We start from the raw sequence: 16,723 nt of genomic DNA, 5'->3' as shown, positions 1-16,723 counted from the left end.
CCTGGGATAACAACGTACCATGAAAGAACCACCAGATGAGCTCACCAGCCCCAGCCGCACTGCCCTTGCAGATTTTCTAAAGAGCCGCCGCCACAGACTCCAGCCAGAGACAAATACTTCCGGAATGCAAAGGCGGCGTCGAACTCCGGGTTTACGCAGAGAAGAAGTGGCAGAGCTGGCGGGCATCAGTGTCGACTGGTACATCAGACTGGAACAGGGAAAAGCAGACAGCGCTTCTTCCCAAACCGCCGAAGGGCTGATTCGCGCATTGAAGTTGACTCAGGAAGATGCTCACCATCTGAAAACACTCATGAACTGTCAGACAATAACGACACCATCAAATCTGAATCAGATTCCTTCTCATCTTGAACAACTGGTACGCTGTCAGTCCCATCCGACCTACCTGCAAAACACGATGTATGACGTACTGGTCTGGAATGATTCAGCTGAGGCACTGTTTGGCTTTTCTGATACTCCTGCAGAAGACAGGAATGTATTAACCTATCTGTTCGCCGACCCCAGGAGCCGGGATGTTTTTGGCAACCAATGGGCCGAAGAATCTGCACGGGTTCTCGCCCAATTCCGACGCGTTTTTGATCGCACCCCGAATGCTTCAGCAGCATCAGCACGCCTGACAAAATTGCTGAAAACGAGTCCGGAATTCACGCAGGCCTGGAAACAACACGACATCCATTTTCGCTCATCGGGAACAAAGCATTTGATCCATCCTGAAAAAGGGCATATGGACTATCAATACCATTCACTACGCCCTGATGGTTTTGAAGACTTATCGTTAGTGATTTTAATGGCAATCAATAACGCTGGCGATCTTGATACAGAGGAATCCATTACGGAATAAGATGCACTCCTCGCGCCTGGATTTGAGTGAAACTGACTCTCAGCAGGCCGATGAAATGAGCGTAGACAGGCCCAAAAAGACCGGGTGGTATGATGGCTCCCCGATAAATCGCTCTTGGCCGGATAATGACCGACTTTAAGTATTTTTCATGGTTGTCTTAGCGAAAAAAAATTCTTTGTCTACACTCAAGCTCTATGTTCTCGAATAGTGATTTTAACAGACCAGGATGGCTCATTTTTAACGAGCCTTCTGCATTGGAGGTATAATGAAAGCGTCTCATCAACTCGGCCTAATCGTCGTGATTGTCGTACTCGGATTTTGTCTTTTAGGTAGTTACGGCTTGATGTCTTTAAGAAATAGCTTGATTGATCAGGCGAAGCATGAAATTAAAACCACTCTGACCTTCGCCCGTAACCAGGCAAAAATATATGTAGACCAGGCAAAATCCGGTGTTTTAACAAGAGAAGAGGCAGAAGCCCGCGTTGTAGAAGTGCTTTCAGGTATGCGTGAAGGAGCCAGTTATATTTGGGCAAATGATAATCATGCTATGGCTCGGGTACATCCAAATGCTGAAAAAATTGGCACCTTTCAGAGTTCCTATGCAGAACATATGAAGGAACTGGCATCTAAAGAGTTTGCTTATGTTGTCGCAACCAATGCGAAACCAGGAACAGATACGAAAATCTACAAGATTAACGGAACCACATTAATACCCGAGTGGAACTGGGTCATAGGGATTGGCGCATACATGGATGATTTGAACAGTACTTTCTGGAGTGTCGCGACCGGATTTATTGTTACGATTGTGATTACACTGCTATTGGTCGTTTCTATCTGTGTGTGGATGATCAAAAATTTGTTAAAAAAATTAGGTGGCGAGCTTAATTACGCTTTGTCAGTTACACAAAAAATAGCAGAAGGCGACTTAACGCAGGTAATAAGAGGTCAATACAATAAAGACAGTCTGCTCGGTGCAATTGAGAGCATGCAAACCTCTCTTAAAGGTATTATGGAAAACATTTCGCGTGGTACCCTTCAATTGAAGAATGCCAGTTCCGATTTATCCAATCAGTTTTCGTTGATCACTTCTGCCTCGATGGAATCTTCCGATGCATCCCAATCAACAGCAGCGGCCATTCAAGAGTTCACCACGAGTATTGATGGTATTTCTGAAAATACAAAACGAACTGAGAAAAATTCAGAAGTGTCTTCTGAACTTTGCCGAAAAGGCGAACAGCTGGTTAAAAACTCCAGTACGATCATCAATGACATTTCAGGCTTAATTAATGACTCGATCAAAGATTTTAACAGCCTGCAAGAGCGTTCAAACGAAATTGGCAGCGTGGTGAAGGTCATTAGCGACATCGCTGAGCAAACAAATTTATTGGCATTGAACGCGGCAATTGAAGCAGCTCGAGCTGGAGAACAGGGCCGGGGATTCGCTGTGGTTGCGGATGAAGTCCGTACTTTGGCCTCGCGCACCGCAACAGCCACGGCGGAAATTACCGAAACCATTAATGTGATTCAAAGTGAAACCAATTCCGTGGCCTCCGCCATGCAATCGTTATTACCGAAAGTTCAAATGAGCGTTGAAAGCTCGACTGAAGTGAACAATATGCTCTCTGAAATTCAAAACAGCTCCGGGGAAACGCTGGCCATGGTGCGAGAGGTGTCCGGCGCTACATCCGAGCAAAAACTGGCTTCCGAAGAACTGGCACAACACATTGAGAAAATCTCTGAAATGGTACAGAGTACGGCCCATGCCATTTCACTCTGCAATAAAACCGTTTCCGGGCTGGATAATTTGGCACACGAGTTAAAAGACGGGATGAGCTATTTTAAAACCAACTGAGTCGCGTGACTTCTACTGACTCCACCAGCAACTTTTCCAAAACATCTCCCCAGCTTCTGGGCTGGGGGGACAACTCTAAAGATCGAATATGCAACCCATCCCTGAAGATTATTTGGCCGGACAGGTTCCGCTTTTATAATAATTGATGTAATAGGCCAATTGCGTTTCGTTCTGGCAGTGAACTCCGGCAAAAATCTTACTCATATACATACGTGCGCCTGAACTGGAATGATACTGAGAGATCTCCCGAACATCATATCCAGCCGCCGTTTTCTCTGAAACTGCGGTACCAAAACGAGCCTCCATACCACGCGCCCAGGTAAACACATAGGAACTGGCATATTGTTCTACGCCGGTAATTTCAAGAAAAGAGGTAATGCCCTTTGCTTTGATCTCAGCGAGACTGACCTGACGAAACGCCTCCTGCCCAACCATAACCTTAGCAGGCAATGGGTAGTCAGAACGGTTTAAAAAGACCCAATCATCTTTAGGGAACATCAACTTCATGGCCGCAAAACCATCTTTCCCTTCTGCCTGATTTTTAAACACCCGTTCAAATTGTTTGCTGACCATTGCAGTAAAAGCTTCATCCAGATGCTGCGCATCAACCGCCACCGACACACATTGGTCTTCGGGTACCGTTAAACATTTGGATGCTTGTAGTATGACCGACTGTAATGAAACCGGGGCCGGTTTGGTCTTTGGCGCTTCAGTCGTCGCACAGCCTGTCAGAACACCAAAAGAGACCAGCACTATCGCTAGAGTCTGTATTCTCATATGGAAAGTATCCTTAAAAGAGAGGCTGGCATGATGAGTGATTGACGTTCGTCGCACAGCCCTTGGGTTATGATCAATCTGTGGCAATCATGGCGATGCATTAAACAGAATATAAAAACGATTCGCCATCATTTTTATATTGACGGGATATTACCTTCCAAATAAAACACTTTAACAATCATCTCAGCAAGATCAGAAATACTGCTCTGAATCGCTTCCGACCATATTTCGTTCATTAACGAAACATCAACCAGCTCTGCTGAATATAGTGTCGGCATTCACCCATCTTAGCCGGAGAGCAATATGATAGCCGTTCTGTTCGAAGCCCGATTACAACCAGACCAACAACAGAGATACCTGCAACTGGCGGAACAATTAACACCGCTGCTCGATAAGATTGATGGTTTTGTATCCATTGAAAGATTTCAAAGTACCACCAACCCGGACAAGATCATATCTCTGTCCTGGTGGCAGAACGAACAGTCAATTGAACAATGGAAGCAGAATTCTCTGCATAAGCTGTCGCAAGAAGAAGGCAAACGCTCCATTTTCTTAACCTATAAAATCAACGTGCTCACCTCAACCCGGGAACACCACTCTCAATAACGGAAGATCAAACCATGCAAAACATTCACATTATTTTAAACAATATTCCCGGAGAACTTGCCCGCTTTGGAAAACTGCTGGGAGAGAATGACATTGGCCTCGAAGGCGGCGGTGTGTTCACCGTTAACCATCAAAGCCATGCTCACTTTTTAGTCGAAAATGGCGAACGGGCCAGAGATATTCTCATCAACAATGGCTTCGAGGTCGTAGCAGTCACCACCCCACTTATACGCCGGTTAAGACAGGAAAAGCCTGGCGAGTTAGGTGCAATTGCCAGAGCCCTGGCGGACAAGAGCGTAAATATCATTACCCAATACAGTGATCACCATAATCGATTGATCCTGATAACCGACAACGATACATTGGCAGAGCAAGCAACGACGGATTGGACCGCCTAACGTGAATAAGAACAACACTTATCCCGAGACACCAACTGACTTTGCTCAGGAATCGGCCATGGCAGCCCTTGCGGCTGCGATGTCCGATACATCGCGGATGAAAATTCTGTGTGCATTAATGGATGGACGCGCATGGACTGCTACTGAGTTAAGCGCCATGGCGGAGATAGCGGCCTCGACCGCCAGTGCACACCTGTCCCGTCTGCTTAAAGCCAACCTCGTCACCTGTTTGTCACAAGGTCGCCATCGGTATTTTCGCTTATATAGTCATCATATTGCCGCACTGCTTGAACAAATGATGGGCATCACGTCCTATTCCATCAAACCGCCAAACTTGAAAGTGCCAGCAGAGCTGTTAAAAGCAAGAACCTGTTATGACCATCTCGCGGGTGAAATTGCTGTCAGCCTGTATACAGCTCTGGTGCAACATCGCTGGATCACAGCGGATGGCAATCATCTGACAAAACACGGCACAGAAAAACTTTTACAACTGGGCATCAGCCTAGATAAAAAAACAAAACGAAAAGAATGCTATGCCTGTTTGGACTGGAGCGAACGCAAGTTTCACCTTGGCGGACACACCGGGGCACTCTTGTTTCAGTTTTTTGAGAACGAAGGCTGGATTAACAGAACTCCGGGCTACCGGGAAGTAATTGTGACTCTCAAAGGACGAAAGGCTCTTAAAAAATACTTCCACGTTGAAATATAAAGTGTCAGCGTTGTTGAAAGAACGTAGTTGGATTCTGCGTGCCAAAGATTCTGGGCGGGTGTGATCGTCATCAGGTGGATGACCTCATCGGTATGGGTCAGAGCAGTCGTGACGAGCCTGAAAGGTGAAGCACAGGGATATGCTGAACAAAATCGTATCAAAGAGCAGAAGCTTTTATTTTCGACACGGACATCCTGTCATGAGTGGTGGCCGAATCAGTTTCGGTTGTTGCTAACAGGGTTTGCCTACACGTTGATGGAACGACTCCGGGCATTGGCATTGCAGAATACTGAACTGGCCCAGGCACAGGCCGATACGATTCGGCACAAACTGTTCAAGATAGGCGCGGTGATCACGCGCAATACCGGCAGGTTCGAATCTTCCCCAGTAGCGTTCGTTTGCCAGATGGCTGAGAAATGGCTCAACCTGCACCATGTTAATTTCCGCCATGGACTGGTATTGACTGAAGCGGATGAATCGTCGAACCCACATGCAGTAGGTCTCAGTCGAATAGGAAAGGCCCTTGCGGCGAATGAATAGCTTGAATTGATCAAAGAAACGGGAGGATTTGGGGTTAATAGTTTTTCGGGTATCGATTGTTTGCATTTTACACATCCATGTCAGAATTATTTACAAAAACTGTATACATAAACAGTATGTATAAAATAACACTTATTTTTTGTGGCAAACATCAAAAATAATTATGTTTTCAAGACTCAGTATCCAGATATTCGCTGGATATTCAGTCTGAAGACATAGTATCCGGAATAATGAGCTGAAAATACGATACTTGTCTGGTTGGTTAAGTATCATGGATATTCTATAAAGCCATGAATTCAGTGGCCAGCAGGCGACCGATTTTTCCGGATACTGCGTCTCCGGACCGAATATCCGGCGAGCGAAATTGACAGAAATGGGCTGTGTGCCTATGTTGATGGGGTTTGATGAGACTGAGTGAGTTTAGCTGCTCAGGAAAAAGCGTCTTCTGGATATTTTGTCAGCGGATGTAGAATAACTGTTAGCCATACTAGGTGGTAGTTTGGAACTAGATTCTAAAAATATACATTATGATCAAGATGATAATGTTTCCGAAGAAGGCCATATACTTGATCATTGGCTATATAAGCTAGCCTGCATTTTTTATGCGAGTCCAAAGTTTGGAGAATACTCTTCAAGCTATGAGTGCAAGCCTAATCTCAGAAAACGATTTCAGGAATTTGAAGCAAAAAATCTTCTCATATCAATCGCTGCGTGTTCTAGAAATAATTTAGACATAATGGATAAAAGATCTTTGGCAATGGCTGAGGAAAATTCACCAAAAAATGTAGGCGTTCTCATAAAGTCATTAAGTGAAGAAGAAACAATAGAAGTCGATCTTACGTATCGTGAGAGCTGCAACAAAATAATCCATGCAACTAAAGTTAACTTTGATTATTCTGACAGTGATCCTCATTTTGGAGGCTCATTAAATCCTATTGTTCATTTATACGGCGAGCATTATAAATATTCATGGAAAGCGGTTTTAAATATTGAAAACTTTATTGAAAGTGCCTGGAATCACGGGTAAGGCTAACAAGCAAAGGCAGCGGACGCCAAAAAGTGGCGCTCGCTGCTTTGGGCGTTATGCCAAAAAGCTAATCAGAAATGTATAAATTCACAGAAATCATAGGCGCAGTATTGGAGAGTGTCACCGAGAGTGACGCCGCATATGTGGATGCTGACGATAGTGGTCAGGTTTTGAACATCAAAGGCCAATCTCTAGCCTTTGATAAGGGTTGGTTTGTTATTGAGAATCCTCATACAGTTGTGGGCGCGCCTAGCCTTGATGCACTTATCGGTTCGATGATAATTGATGCTTTTTCAAACGACGATGAAATACACCTGAAGTTTGATAACGGTGCAGCTGTCTCAGTCTCATTGAAAGATGGCGATTTTATTGGGCCAGAGGCCGCAAGCTACGCACCCAAACAAGGTGAAATAATTGTATTCAACTAAACCGCATAACAAGGCCAGTCACGGCGACGTCTACTCCATTGCGGCTTCGCCTTCATTCCGTAGTCGCGCGTGCTGAGCGGCGTTAGAAACTAGGTGTGATAGCACACAAAACGGATATTTACATTGAAGAAGTTACTTTACACTATTTTCGTGAACAACAGGGTCGTTGGTTTTCTTGGGCATCCTGCTTTGAGCTTGGTTATTCCACCATTGGTAGGCCTTTACTATGGCACGCTAGATATTTGGGGGGATGATTGGTCTTGGGTAAAAGACAAGAAAGATATTCATGAAATTATTTTTACTACGCTAGCAGCATTCACTGTCATTGTATTATTCATCAAAGGGATAGCTGAAACTGCCAAGGGACAGGTCGCAAAAAAATATAAAATCCTAATTGAGTCAATGATTCTTTTCTTTAATGGGCTTGTTAAAAAGAAAAAAGACCGATTTTATAATAAAGCAAAGCATATAAAGCCTACGGCTGATGTATTCAGATTAATAACACAACCTAAAGATCAATTAGAATTCGTTCTAGATGGGCTGAAAACATTTCTTATTAGCGGGTTCGGAATTGATGCAAAGAATATAGGTATAACTATTATACAAGGAGAACCTGATAGCAATAGGTGGTGGTACGAAATTAAATGTGATACACAAAAGCAACATACAAAGCCAAAAGATCTGATGAATGGTAGCTCAACTGCAAAATATGCCTTTGATACTGGTGATAGTATTTTTATCCCAGACATAAGAAAGGGAGTAAAAGAAGGTGTATTTATTAATTCAGATCGTTCAAATAAGTCTGAAGTTGGATCAATTTTTTGTAAGCCAGTAAGAATAACTGTTAGCGGCACTGAGTATGTTTATATATTTACCATAGCCGTTTTTGGGCAATATTTATGCACACCTTATGATGAGGAAGAGTGCAGGGCTTGTGAAAAAATACTAGATGAAGTTGCTGATAGAGTTGAGCTTGAGCTATACCTAAATTCAATTAAGCGTTTTCGGGAAAGCGGAGGGAAAGCAGCATGAGACAGATTCTTATGAGTGAGCCTGGGGAATTTAAAAGAAAAGAGCAGAACGATCATGTTCGATCTATTGCGGTTAAAATGTTAGCAAAATTAATTAAAAAACCAGATCAGTCTGATGACACAAAAGTCGTCGTTTCTAACAAGGCAATCCAGCGGACAAGCCGCTGATTGCGGCGTTATAAGGCTTGAGTATGTGGAAGCACGTAATCGCATCTAGCATCCAATCAGCGTTTGTAGGGGCTTTGCTTCTAATAATCGTTAGCTTGCCTTCGTATGGCGGGGCAGCAACTATTTTTGGTCTCATTGCTTTCCCTGTAGCTTTTGTTATTTGCATATTGTTGGCGTATCCATTAATTCGCTTATGGCAAATTTATTTATGGTCAAATTGTGTAAGCTTGGTCGTATATATTCTAACAGGCTTTATTTTGGGCTTTTTTACTCCGGTAGCTTTGTTTGGTTTATCGGGCACTGAGTTTAGTTTTCAGTCTATTACGTTTCTTAGTATTTATGGCGGGTTAGGTCTTGTTTGTTCCGTTTCAGCGTGGAGCTACGTGCGTAAAAATGTCGCCTTATAACAAGCTGCTCAACCATCGGCTGCTGGCGCAGCCTGGACCTCCGCTGCGTCGCTCATTTTGTGCTTTAATAGCACAAAATCATCAACACAGCTCCGGCCGGTTAGCGGAGCGTTAGAATTGGTTCTTTATTCAAGTAAATTATGGTTCTGTGGCACAGTCAAATCCGCTACGGTGCAAAGTTAAAATCAGGTGGCATCCAATCGTTAAACTGGGTGACAAGTTACCAAAGAATTGGGTTTGTCCGGTGGCAATTGTTATTCAAAGTTCAGTGGTTTCCCGGTCATGCACAATTCTAACAATACAAAGCTGCGGACCACTTCGTGTCCGCAGTTTTAGGCGTTAGGGCTCAATCATGCCATCGTACTCAGATATATACGTAATTTCAGAACATAGAAATTTGGAGACCATTGAAAATTTTTTGAATGAGTTCCTGGCTTTACGCGAGGAATCAGCTGATGAATACGAATTTCCACAATACGCTGACAATCCGGAAGTTATATACAAAAAAGCAGATGATGTTATTAGTAAGTGTATATCAGAGTGTAACACTGAATATTCTCTATATTGGAGAGCTTTGGGCAACCGAAAACCGGAGCATGCGATGGTTTTCTTTCTGCAAGATGGAAATGTAATTTACGGGCTTTCAACTGATGATGCGTATCCTGAACGTTGAGGAATTACTAAGTAAAATGAAGGTCTTTTTAAATAGCAGATTGGGGTACGTGGGACATGAGGCCTCACCGGACGTTTCAAATTTGGAAGAGTTTAAGATTCAAATCAATGTGCATAAGCCCTAACAAGCCGCTGCACACCGACACATACTGCTACGCTCGTTTTTGTGTGTCGCTGCGCGCCATGTTACACAAAAACGCTCTCCGCAGTATGTGCGGGTGAGCGGGACGTTACGTGTACAAAAAATAGGGAATCCAATGGCTTTTCAATTTTCAGTTTTTTTTGTTCGTGGGTGCGACGAAAAAGCTATTGCAGTATACGAAGATGTCGCTTGTATTAAGAGTTTTGATAAACCGTTTTCGGGTATTGGTATAAGTATTCCCAAATTTACTAGCAAAGATCCTGAATTGGACGAGTTGCTAGCGTTATCCAAAACTTTGGGCTTGGATGAAAGTGGCGACTGGGCGTTTATGATATATGAATGTTTTGGTGGCAGTATTGATTATCTATACGGTTATCAAAATCGTAAAGGTGCGATATATGGTCCAATTACAGAACCATCCTTAGAAAAGGTTGAGGATACATACGTCGAGTTTATGCATAATTTTGGTGTCGGTAAAAACAAAGCACTAAAATTTGAACCGTTTGAGCGAGGATATTTTGATGCGTAGAGAACACGTGACAAAGCCATCAAAAAATCGCGCTTTCAGCGCTGGACTCGCAACAAGTTGCTCGCCTTTTATGGCGACGTTAGAATTGGTTCTTCATTCAAGTAAATTATGGTTCCGTGGCACAGCCAAATCCGCTACGGCGCAAAGTTAAAATCAGGTGGTATCCAGTCGTTAAACTGGGTGCCAGGTTACCAAAGAATTGGGTTTGTCCGGTATCAATTGTTATTCAAAGCTCAGTGGTCTCCCGGTCATGCACAATTCTAACAATACAAAGCTGCGGACCACTTCGTGTCCGCAGTTTTAAGCGTTAGTAGTAAATTATGGAATTGATACCTGTACAGAAAAGGTTTTTTGACAAACTCTTTGATTTCGAGACTACCAATCGTGAGTGGTTTGAAGAATGGGTTCCACCTAGACCCCACGACTATTTTATATACGAACGCTTTGTAGAATATTGTGAGCGGTTGATTGAAGAGGTTGATTCAGGTGAAGGGCTGTATTTTATTGGTTTGATTAAAGGTGAAGTTATCGGTAGATTTAATCTAACTTTCTTAGAAAGTGGTGCTGTAGATATAGGTTATCGTGTCGCATACAAACATATTGGGAAAGGATATGCGTATACATTTTCTAAAATGTTGGTTGAGGAAGCTAGAAAGGTTGGTGGCAAAAGACTACAAGCAGATGCATTAGTTGAAAACACCGCTTCAACTAAGGTTCTGAAGAAGCTTGGTTTTGAACTAACTTCAAATGAAACAAAAGCAATACGCTTGGGTACCAAAACATTTAAATTGGCACCGTATCACTTACTACTAACAAAGCAATGAACTTCGTGCGTAAACACCGCTTCGCGGTACGCACTGGACTCAATCCCGCTGGCGCGAAATTTCGCCAGTTATTTTGGCGTTAGAATTGGTTCTTCATTCAAGTAGATTATGGTTCCGTGGCACAGTCAAATCCGCTACGGTGCAAAGTTAAAATCAGGTGGTATCCAATCGTTAAACTGGGTGCCAAGTTACCAAAGAATTGGGTTTGTCCGGTGACAATTGTTATTCAAAGTTCAGTGGTTTCCCGGTCATACACAATTCTCACAATACAAAGCTGCGGACCACTTCGTGTCCGCAATTTTAAGCGTTAAATGGCAGGAAGAATGGAAGTCATCGTTGAATATTTGATGTTTTTTGCTGCGTTGTTGCTCTTACCAGTCGCTATTTCTTTTTTCATCGCGGCGGCTCTCAAGAGAAGCAAAAAGTTAGCTAAGCTGGGCCTCGCATTGGCTGCCGTATCTCTGGCAGTCTTAGTAAGGCAGCACTATTCAGAGTTTTGGCGCGTCGATTCCTGCATGGACTCTGGCGGTCGGTACAACTATGAGCAACACGAATGTGAGTTCTGAACAGCCATTTAACAATACGCGTCACACGGATGTCCTTTACGCCGCTCCGCTCTGTAAAGGCCACCGGTGCGCTCAGCGTTAGAATTGGTTCTTCATTCAAGTAAATTATGGTTCCGTGGTACAGTCAAATCCGCTACGGTGCAAAGTTAAAATCAGGTGGCATCCAATCGTTAAACTGGGTGCCAAGTTACCAAAGAATTGGGTTTGTCCGGTGGCAATTGTTATTCAAAGTTCAGTGGTTTCCCGGTCATACACAATTCTAACAATACAAAGCTGCAGACCACTGGCGTGTCCGCAGTTTTAGGCGTTATGTGCAAGGAAACCTGAGTGAAACGATTTAAAAAAGAAGAGGTAAAATCGCAAGTTGTTTCTGACTTTGGGATGACTGCAGAGCTTTATATCGAAGCGTGCCAGAATATTGATTACCCTTTATTCAAGGTTTATGCGGACGAAGAAACTGAAGAAAAATACGTGGAACTATCTTCAGGTAATAAGGTTATTCAGATCCCACTGGAATCCTTGCAAGATTTTCTATCATTCGCGGATAAAGAGGTTCATTCGGAGTCTTGGTATGATAAAAATGTTTTTAATCAAGAATAAAACACATAATAAGACGAGCCCGCAGCGCTCACTGCGTGGGGTGGACCTCCTTTCCGGCGTTTCGCACCTCCACTACGACCGCTACTGGCGGCGTTAACTGTCACAATCTAAATGAGTTCTTTCCGTATTATCGCGGCTGCTGAACCCGATAATTTCTAAAGGAAAGACAAATGAGTGAAAATAGAAACAGAGCCTGGAGAAGGTTCAAAGATAGAGGAAACAAAGGAAAAGGCATGGGTTCAGACAGGCTTTATAAGCCCGAAAAAAAATGGAAGCTAATGTACTTTCGTAAAAACAAGCTAGCTAGAGCTAAGCAGCTTGGATTCGACTATCCCATAAAAAGTAAGAGACAACTTTTAGATCAGGAATTACCTTCTGATGAATAATAGTTTGAACCTACTATTTATCTGTAGTCGCAACCAATGGCGAAGTCCTACTGGCGAGGAAATCTGGAGAAAACGTCCCGGTTTCAATTCTCGTTCAGCAGGCACGAGCCCAGATGCTAGAAAAACTGTTGGCCCAGCGGATATCCGCTGGGCAGATTATATATTTGTCATGGAAAAGAAGCATAAAAATAGGCTTTTGGCTGAGTTCACTCGTATGATGGATCACAAACCTCTGTTTGTGTTGGACATTCCTGATAAGTACAAATTTATGGATTCAGAGTTAGTTGATGAACTTGACAGTAAAGTCTCTGAAATCTTGGATCGTGAGGCAAACAATTAACAAATGGTTCAAATTGACCAATTTAACCAGGCGTTATAGCGAATCAGCATGAAGCAAGGCGATATAATCGAAGTACAGATAAAGGAAGTCCACCCGGGTTATATAGAGATTGATTACCTGGGGTGAGACGCAACGCTGTAGATAGTAGATTTAACCTGGAGCCCTGGTCCTGTGAATCCAAATGATTTCGTTGCTGTTGGTGATTTCATCAAGGTCAAGGTCACGAAAATCATCGGCGATAGGTTTTCTGTTTCGCTGCGAGAAGCACAACCCGGAGGCAATCCTTGGTTAGACCCACCCAAGGTAGGTCAAGTCTATCGATCAAAGGTGGGTGTTGTGACTGAATACGGTGCATTTTTTGATATAACTTCGTACTGTAGGGCATTACTTCATATCGATAACATGAATAAGCAATACATGGTTGGCGATATAGATAATGTTAGGGTCAAATATGTTGATGTGGAGAAACGACGGGTTGAACTTGTGCTCGCAGAGGCAAAGCTATAACAATCACAAGCAAGGGACCAAACTGCGCTCCACTAACTTGTGGTTCTCTTCGCTCACATTACCACAAGTTAGTTCCACTCCGATTGGCCCCTGTTGTGGGAGTTAGCAGAACAATTCAATGGATAAAGCCCTAGAGCTAAAAATTAGCATAGATAATGGTCTGTCGATTTCGCGAAGTGAGGCATTACAGCTGCTTGCGCAGTCAGAGCTTGTAAAAAAACTCACACGAGATTGGAGCGATGACCCGCTTTTCTATGTATGGAGACTCATTGCGTTGAGTGAGATACCTTTTGCCCGGCACCTTGAATATACCTGCAGGCTGATTGATCGGGTCTTCGAGAAACTTGCAACTCCTTTTGGCTTCTCGTTAAGTGGCGATGAGAAGTATTTCCTCCCCTGTTACAACGCAATGCTGGTCTCTGCGATGTGCAGACTAGGCCAATCCAGAGCAGAGAACGTTTTGAATGGTGTTGAGTGGATTACTACATATCAACCAATGGAGCGAGGATTATCAGTATCTATACCGAAATTTAATTTTGATAGATTTGGCGGTTGTTTTAAACGTGCACCTTGTTACATTGGAACTGCCAAGTCCGTATTTGCATTGTTTTCTTATTGGGAGGCCACTGGAGATGCAGGTGTTAAGGAAAAATTGGAGCAAGGTAAAGAATACTTACTTGAACATGAACTCGTAAGAAGGCTTAGCGACGGTACGCCTATTACTCGACATATTATGGATATTTCGTTTCCTGAGTCTTATCACCTGAATATTGTTGAACTGATTCGGTTTGCTGGTAATGCCAGTCTTTTAGATGATCCAAGAAGCCAATATGCAATACGCTATTTGGAGACAAAAAGGAGAAAATCGGGCTGGAAAACGGATTTTCGCTACAAATCGAACGGATACACTACCTTTGATGATGGTAGAAAACCAGGTGATTGGGTAACTTATATGATTAATCAAGCATTAAATGGAAGGTCATGCTAACAAAGCGTTGCACCGGACAAACCGGTGAACGCGGCGTTATGTTTCGAAGTAGTGAACTATGAAAAAAACACTCTGCATATATGTTGATGTCGATGAAACCTTCGTAAGGAACTATGGGACTAAACGTATTCCTATGCCGAACGTGATCGAACACATTAAGGAACTAAGTTCGCAAGGAGCAATCATGTATTGCTGGAGTTCTGGTGGTGCTGAGTACGCTAGAAACAGCGCATTGGAGTTTGGTATCGAAAGCTGCTTTACTGGTTTTCTTCCAAAGCCAGAGATAGCTATAGATGATTTGCAGTTTAATCAATGGCGAAATTTACTCCAGGTTCACCCTAATCAATGTGATGGAAATACCATTGAAACATATAAAGAGAAGATTGTTGAACAACAGTCAAAAACATAAAAAATCGTTGAAAATCGTTCGCTTTGCTCACTGGGACCTCAAAAGCTACGCTTTTTCGGCCCTTTAACGCGGCGTTAGAATTGGTTCTTCATTCAAGTAAATTATGGTTCCGTGGCACAGCCAAATCCGCTACGGTGCAAAGTTAAAATCAGGTGGTATCCAATCGTTAAACTGGGTGCCAAGTTACCAAAGAATTGAGTTTGTCCGGTGGCAATTGTTATTCAAAGTTCAGTGGTTTCCCGGTCATGCACAATTCTAACAATACAAAGCTGTGGACCACTTCGTGTCCGCAGTTTTAAGCGTTAGCCACTAATTGAACGGTTATTCCAATATGCTAAAAATAGTATTTATTATTTTAATGTCTTTTGTCGCCCAAGTGGTTAATGCTTGTGCTGTTGTCAGCGATCAAGTGTTTTTAGAAGCGGCCAAGAAATCAGAATTGGTTTTTACTGCAAATATTGCAAGTCGAGACAAAAATGGAGTTGTTTCCGCGAGTATTTCTGAAGTGTTTAATGGCACTTTAAGCGCAGGGAGGGTGGTCGAGTTTGAAGATAAATCAGGTACCCTAAAGGTGGGTGTATACTATTAACCCGGCGATTAAACATACCTGTTATGCAGCGTAAGAAATTTTTTTATGGATAAAATATTTCCGCACTCGACCAGGTTTCTTTTGTAACATCTGCATATGACTTCGAACTTTTTTCTTTAATTTTTCTTTGTTTCTCGCTGGCTTGCCACTGTGAACACCTGCTTTCAAATCACAATTCAAATATTCATCCGGATTCAGTTCCGGTGAGTAGGATGGTAAATAAAATACCGCTATGTCTGCCCGATGTTTTTCCTGCCAAGCTTTAAATAGTTTTGCGTGGTGAACACGAAGATTATCCAATATCAGATAGACTTTTCTGCCCGCGCTTTTGATGATACGCTCACAAAAATCAATCAGAATGTCGGTATTCATTGACCCATCGAATATCTTAAATCGAACTTTTCCCTGATTGGTCACCGCCGAAATCATATTGGTGGAAGTACGGTTGGCATTAAGCCGAACAACCGGTGTCTTTCCTTTTGGGGCATAGCCTCGTTCGTGCTGGCTGTCATTACGCATACCCGTCTCATCGCCTTCTCACCGGCAGAACAGCAAGCGTTTGAAGTCTTAGTGGCCCAGTGGCGGGAACCCTGACCTCCATCAGTCGGTTTATGGCGGTGCTTAATGAAGGTATCGCCCGGCGTGCCAATACCGAAGATCGCTGTACCGGTCGTTTCTGGGAGGACAGGTTTAAGTCTCAAGCATTACTCGACGAACAAGCCTTGGCCGCCTGTATGGCGTATGTGGATCTGAATCCCATTCAAGCCAGCATGGCTGATACACCGGAAACGTCTGACCATACCTCCGTTCAAATGCGTATTGCGTGCGTCAAGGCGTCCAAACAACCCAGTGATTTACTCCCTTTTGTTGGCAATCCCAGAGCAGACATGCCCGAAGGTTTGCCCTTCAAATTAAGCGATTGCCTGGAATTGGTGGATTGGACCGGCAGAGCGATTCGGGAAGACAAAGGTGGATTTATTGCAAAATCACTTCCTCCCATTCTGACCCGCCTGAATATTTCCGGTAAACAGTGGCAACAATTAACACAGCAATTTGAAAAACAGTTCAGGTGTTTTGCCGGGCAGAGGTCGTCGTTTGAGAAAGTCAGAGATTATTTTCAGTTAAGCCGAACTCCACCGAATTTGTTGGCAACCTGATTTCATATCACGCCATCAAGCATCCTACTTAAAAGCCTGGCTCCTCAAGTAACCTGCTACGCCTCCAGGTCAGCCAGAACTATATTTTTGTTTGCTTTGGAACAAGATGTATATAGTTTGGTTCTGTAGTAAACCTGATTCATTCGATTTTTTTCTCAAGGTAGTAGCGAATCATTGTTGCCTTGCTTCGTTTTTTAATTTTAAAGTGTTTT

Annotated in this window: 23 protein-coding genes and 2 pseudogenes; 22 read left to right on the top strand and 3 right to left on the bottom strand. The window is 43.2% G+C overall.

Annotated features, from left to right (window positions below; translation table 11 throughout):
* The first annotated feature begins 19 nt into the window (after positions 1 to 19).
* Positions 20 to 859: a helix-turn-helix transcriptional regulator gene (locus YC6258_RS05900; RefSeq protein ID WP_044616205.1), complete on the top strand. Its 840-nt coding sequence runs from the start codon at positions 20 to 22 to the stop codon at positions 857 to 859.
* A gap of 265 nt (positions 860 to 1,124) precedes the next feature.
* On the top strand, positions 1,125 to 2,711 hold the full coding sequence (locus YC6258_RS05895; RefSeq protein ID WP_082070574.1) for a methyl-accepting chemotaxis protein: 1,587 nt from the start codon (positions 1,125 to 1,127) through the stop codon (positions 2,709 to 2,711).
* Positions 2,712 to 2,819: 108 nt separating this feature from the next.
* On the opposite strand, the gene YC6258_RS05890 is transcribed toward YC6258_RS05895, so the two are convergent.
* Positions 2,820 to 3,488 carry a hypothetical protein gene (locus tag YC6258_RS05890; protein WP_144407575.1) on the bottom strand — a complete coding sequence of 223 codons (669 nt, stop codon included), beginning with the start codon at positions 3,486 to 3,488 and terminating at the stop codon, positions 2,820 to 2,822.
* A 303-nt stretch (positions 3,489 to 3,791) separates the two neighbouring features.
* Here YC6258_RS05890 and YC6258_RS05885 point away from each other — a divergent pair, with 303 nt between their 5' ends.
* The 4 genes and pseudogenes from YC6258_RS05885 to YC6258_RS30875 all read left to right on the top strand — a co-directional run.
* Positions 3,792 to 4,094 carry an antibiotic biosynthesis monooxygenase family protein gene (locus YC6258_RS05885; protein WP_044616202.1) on the top strand — a complete coding sequence of 101 codons (303 nt, stop codon included), beginning with the start codon at positions 3,792 to 3,794 and terminating at the stop codon, positions 4,092 to 4,094.
* Between the two features lie 14 nt (positions 4,095 to 4,108).
* A complete protein-coding gene (locus YC6258_RS05880; RefSeq protein WP_044616201.1) occupies positions 4,109 to 4,492 on the top strand; it encodes an amino acid-binding protein in 384 nt (127 codons plus the stop codon).
* Between the two features lies 1 nt (position 4,493).
* Positions 4,494 to 5,201, top strand: a complete 708-nt coding sequence (locus tag YC6258_RS05875; RefSeq protein ID WP_245627011.1) for an ArsR/SmtB family transcription factor — start codon at positions 4,494 to 4,496, stop codon at positions 5,199 to 5,201.
* Positions 5,202 to 5,348: 147 nt separating this feature from the next.
* Positions 5,349 to 5,573: pseudogene (locus YC6258_RS30875) on the top strand (transposase); the annotation flags it as partial.
* 27 nt (positions 5,574 to 5,600) lie between these two features.
* On the opposite strand, the pseudogene YC6258_RS30870 reads toward YC6258_RS30875, so the two are convergent.
* Positions 5,601 to 5,807, bottom strand: a pseudogene (locus tag YC6258_RS30870) (phage integrase N-terminal SAM-like domain-containing protein); the annotation flags it as partial.
* A 433-nt stretch (positions 5,808 to 6,240) separates the two neighbouring features.
* On the opposite strand from YC6258_RS30870, the gene YC6258_RS05865 reads away from it, so the two are divergent.
* The 15 genes from YC6258_RS05865 to YC6258_RS05800 all read left to right on the top strand — a co-directional run bounded on the left by YC6258_RS05865 (position 6,241) and on the right by YC6258_RS05800 (position 15,354).
* A complete protein-coding gene (locus YC6258_RS05865) occupies positions 6,241 to 6,768 on the top strand; it encodes a hypothetical protein (protein ID WP_044616199.1) in 528 nt (175 codons plus the stop codon).
* A gap of 77 nt (positions 6,769 to 6,845) precedes the next feature.
* The gene (locus YC6258_RS05860; RefSeq protein WP_044616198.1) at positions 6,846 to 7,196 is read left to right on the top strand and encodes a hypothetical protein; all 351 of its coding nucleotides are present in this window, start codon (positions 6,846 to 6,848) and stop codon (positions 7,194 to 7,196) included.
* 123 nt (positions 7,197 to 7,319) lie between these two features.
* On the top strand, positions 7,320 to 8,228 hold the full coding sequence (locus YC6258_RS05855) for a hypothetical protein (RefSeq protein WP_044616197.1): 909 nt from the start codon (positions 7,320 to 7,322) through the stop codon (positions 8,226 to 8,228).
* Positions 8,225 to 8,395 (top strand): hypothetical protein, encoded by a 171-nt coding sequence (locus YC6258_RS30145; protein WP_169748933.1) that lies wholly within the window; start codon positions 8,225 to 8,227, stop codon positions 8,393 to 8,395. The genes YC6258_RS05855 and YC6258_RS30145 overlap by 4 nt, the downstream gene beginning before the upstream one ends.
* An 804-nt stretch (positions 8,396 to 9,199) precedes the next feature.
* On the top strand, positions 9,200 to 9,475 hold the full coding sequence (locus tag YC6258_RS05850) for a hypothetical protein (protein WP_144407573.1): 276 nt from the start codon (positions 9,200 to 9,202) through the stop codon (positions 9,473 to 9,475).
* 256 nt (positions 9,476 to 9,731) lie between these two features.
* The gene (locus YC6258_RS27075; RefSeq protein WP_052830097.1) at positions 9,732 to 10,145 is read left to right on the top strand and encodes a hypothetical protein; all 414 of its coding nucleotides are present in this window, start codon (positions 9,732 to 9,734) and stop codon (positions 10,143 to 10,145) included.
* Positions 10,146 to 10,465: 320 nt separating this feature from the next.
* Positions 10,466 to 10,969: a GNAT family N-acetyltransferase gene (locus YC6258_RS05840; RefSeq protein ID WP_052830096.1), complete on the top strand. Its 504-nt coding sequence runs from the start codon at positions 10,466 to 10,468 to the stop codon at positions 10,967 to 10,969.
* A gap of 323 nt (positions 10,970 to 11,292) precedes the next feature.
* The gene (locus YC6258_RS05835) at positions 11,293 to 11,535 is read left to right on the top strand and encodes a hypothetical protein (RefSeq protein WP_044616195.1); all 243 of its coding nucleotides are present in this window, start codon (positions 11,293 to 11,295) and stop codon (positions 11,533 to 11,535) included.
* A gap of 327 nt (positions 11,536 to 11,862) precedes the next feature.
* Positions 11,863 to 12,135 carry a hypothetical protein gene (locus tag YC6258_RS05830; protein WP_044616194.1) on the top strand — a complete coding sequence of 91 codons (273 nt, stop codon included), beginning with the start codon at positions 11,863 to 11,865 and terminating at the stop codon, positions 12,133 to 12,135.
* 170 nt (positions 12,136 to 12,305) lie between these two features.
* A complete protein-coding gene (locus YC6258_RS05825) occupies positions 12,306 to 12,521 on the top strand; it encodes a hypothetical protein (RefSeq protein WP_044616193.1) in 216 nt (71 codons plus the stop codon).
* A complete protein-coding gene (locus tag YC6258_RS05820) occupies positions 12,514 to 12,861 on the top strand; it encodes a low molecular weight protein tyrosine phosphatase family protein (protein WP_044616192.1) in 348 nt (115 codons plus the stop codon). The genes YC6258_RS05825 and YC6258_RS05820 overlap by 8 nt, the downstream gene beginning before the upstream one ends.
* A gap of 171 nt (positions 12,862 to 13,032) precedes the next feature.
* Positions 13,033 to 13,368 (top strand): hypothetical protein, encoded by a 336-nt coding sequence (locus tag YC6258_RS05815; protein WP_044616191.1) that lies wholly within the window; start codon positions 13,033 to 13,035, stop codon positions 13,366 to 13,368.
* A 118-nt stretch (positions 13,369 to 13,486) separates the two neighbouring features.
* Complete coding sequence (locus YC6258_RS05810; protein ID WP_044616190.1) at positions 13,487 to 14,356, top strand: hypothetical protein; 870 nt, start codon at positions 13,487 to 13,489, stop codon at positions 14,354 to 14,356.
* Positions 14,357 to 14,414: 58 nt separating this feature from the next.
* Positions 14,415 to 14,765, top strand: a complete 351-nt coding sequence (locus YC6258_RS05805) for a hypothetical protein (protein ID WP_044616189.1) — start codon at positions 14,415 to 14,417, stop codon at positions 14,763 to 14,765.
* Between the two features lie 331 nt (positions 14,766 to 15,096).
* Positions 15,097 to 15,354 carry a hypothetical protein gene (locus YC6258_RS05800; protein ID WP_044616188.1) on the top strand — a complete coding sequence of 86 codons (258 nt, stop codon included), beginning with the start codon at positions 15,097 to 15,099 and terminating at the stop codon, positions 15,352 to 15,354.
* Positions 15,355 to 15,375: 21 nt separating this feature from the next.
* Here the strand turns inward: YC6258_RS05800 and YC6258_RS05795 are convergent, their stop codons facing one another.
* On the bottom strand, positions 15,376 to 15,873 hold the full coding sequence (locus tag YC6258_RS05795; protein WP_245627010.1) for an IS630 family transposase: 498 nt from the start codon (positions 15,871 to 15,873) through the stop codon (positions 15,376 to 15,378).
* A gap of 59 nt (positions 15,874 to 15,932) precedes the next feature.
* Here YC6258_RS05795 and YC6258_RS05790 point away from each other — a divergent pair, with 59 nt between their 5' ends.
* Complete coding sequence (locus tag YC6258_RS05790; protein WP_052830095.1) at positions 15,933 to 16,511, top strand: hypothetical protein; 579 nt, start codon at positions 15,933 to 15,935, stop codon at positions 16,509 to 16,511.
* The last annotated feature ends 212 nt before the right edge of the window (positions 16,512 to 16,723 follow it).

It is taken from the genome of Gynuella sunshinyii YC6258 (assembly GCF_000940805.1).
Taxonomy (GTDB): domain Bacteria; phylum Pseudomonadota; class Gammaproteobacteria; order Pseudomonadales; family Natronospirillaceae; genus Gynuella; species Gynuella sunshinyii.
Note: the sequence above shows the minus strand (reverse complement) of the source record. Positions and strands in the feature narration are given on the sequence as shown.

What these genes read in the sequence shown, in the direction of transcription:
- YC6258_RS05820 (WP_044616192.1), top strand. Translation starts at nt 12,514, where the DNA reads ATGAATAATAGTTTGAACCTACTATTTATCTGTAGTCGCAACCAATGG.
- YC6258_RS05825 (WP_044616193.1), top strand. Translation starts at nt 12,306, where the DNA reads ATGAGTGAAAATAGAAACAGAGCCTGGAGAAGGTTCAAAGATAGAGGA.
- YC6258_RS05840 (WP_052830096.1), top strand. Translation starts at nt 10,466, where the DNA reads ATGGAATTGATACCTGTACAGAAAAGGTTTTTTGACAAACTCTTTGAT.
- YC6258_RS05795 (WP_245627010.1), bottom strand. Translation starts at nt 15,873, where the DNA reads ATGCGTAATGACAGCCAGCACGAACGAGGCTATGCCCCAAAAGGAAAG.
- YC6258_RS27075 (WP_052830097.1), top strand. Translation starts at nt 9,732, where the DNA reads ATGGCTTTTCAATTTTCAGTTTTTTTTGTTCGTGGGTGCGACGAAAAA.
- YC6258_RS05800 (WP_044616188.1), top strand. Translation starts at nt 15,097, where the DNA reads ATGCTAAAAATAGTATTTATTATTTTAATGTCTTTTGTCGCCCAAGTG.
- YC6258_RS05890 (WP_144407575.1), bottom strand. Translation starts at nt 3,488, where the DNA reads ATGAGAATACAGACTCTAGCGATAGTGCTGGTCTCTTTTGGTGTTCTG.
- YC6258_RS05835 (WP_044616195.1), top strand. Translation starts at nt 11,293, where the DNA reads ATGGAAGTCATCGTTGAATATTTGATGTTTTTTGCTGCGTTGTTGCTC.
- YC6258_RS05895 (WP_082070574.1), top strand. Translation starts at nt 1,125, where the DNA reads ATGAAAGCGTCTCATCAACTCGGCCTAATCGTCGTGATTGTCGTACTC.
- YC6258_RS05805 (WP_044616189.1), top strand. Translation starts at nt 14,415, where the DNA reads ATGAAAAAAACACTCTGCATATATGTTGATGTCGATGAAACCTTCGTA.
- YC6258_RS05860 (WP_044616198.1), top strand. Translation starts at nt 6,846, where the DNA reads ATGTATAAATTCACAGAAATCATAGGCGCAGTATTGGAGAGTGTCACC.
- YC6258_RS05885 (WP_044616202.1), top strand. Translation starts at nt 3,792, where the DNA reads ATGATAGCCGTTCTGTTCGAAGCCCGATTACAACCAGACCAACAACAG.
- YC6258_RS05880 (WP_044616201.1), top strand. Translation starts at nt 4,109, where the DNA reads ATGCAAAACATTCACATTATTTTAAACAATATTCCCGGAGAACTTGCC.
- YC6258_RS30145 (WP_169748933.1), top strand. Translation starts at nt 8,225, where the DNA reads ATGAGACAGATTCTTATGAGTGAGCCTGGGGAATTTAAAAGAAAAGAG.
- YC6258_RS05900 (WP_044616205.1), top strand. Translation starts at nt 20, where the DNA reads ATGAAAGAACCACCAGATGAGCTCACCAGCCCCAGCCGCACTGCCCTT.
- YC6258_RS05810 (WP_044616190.1), top strand. Translation starts at nt 13,487, where the DNA reads ATGGATAAAGCCCTAGAGCTAAAAATTAGCATAGATAATGGTCTGTCG.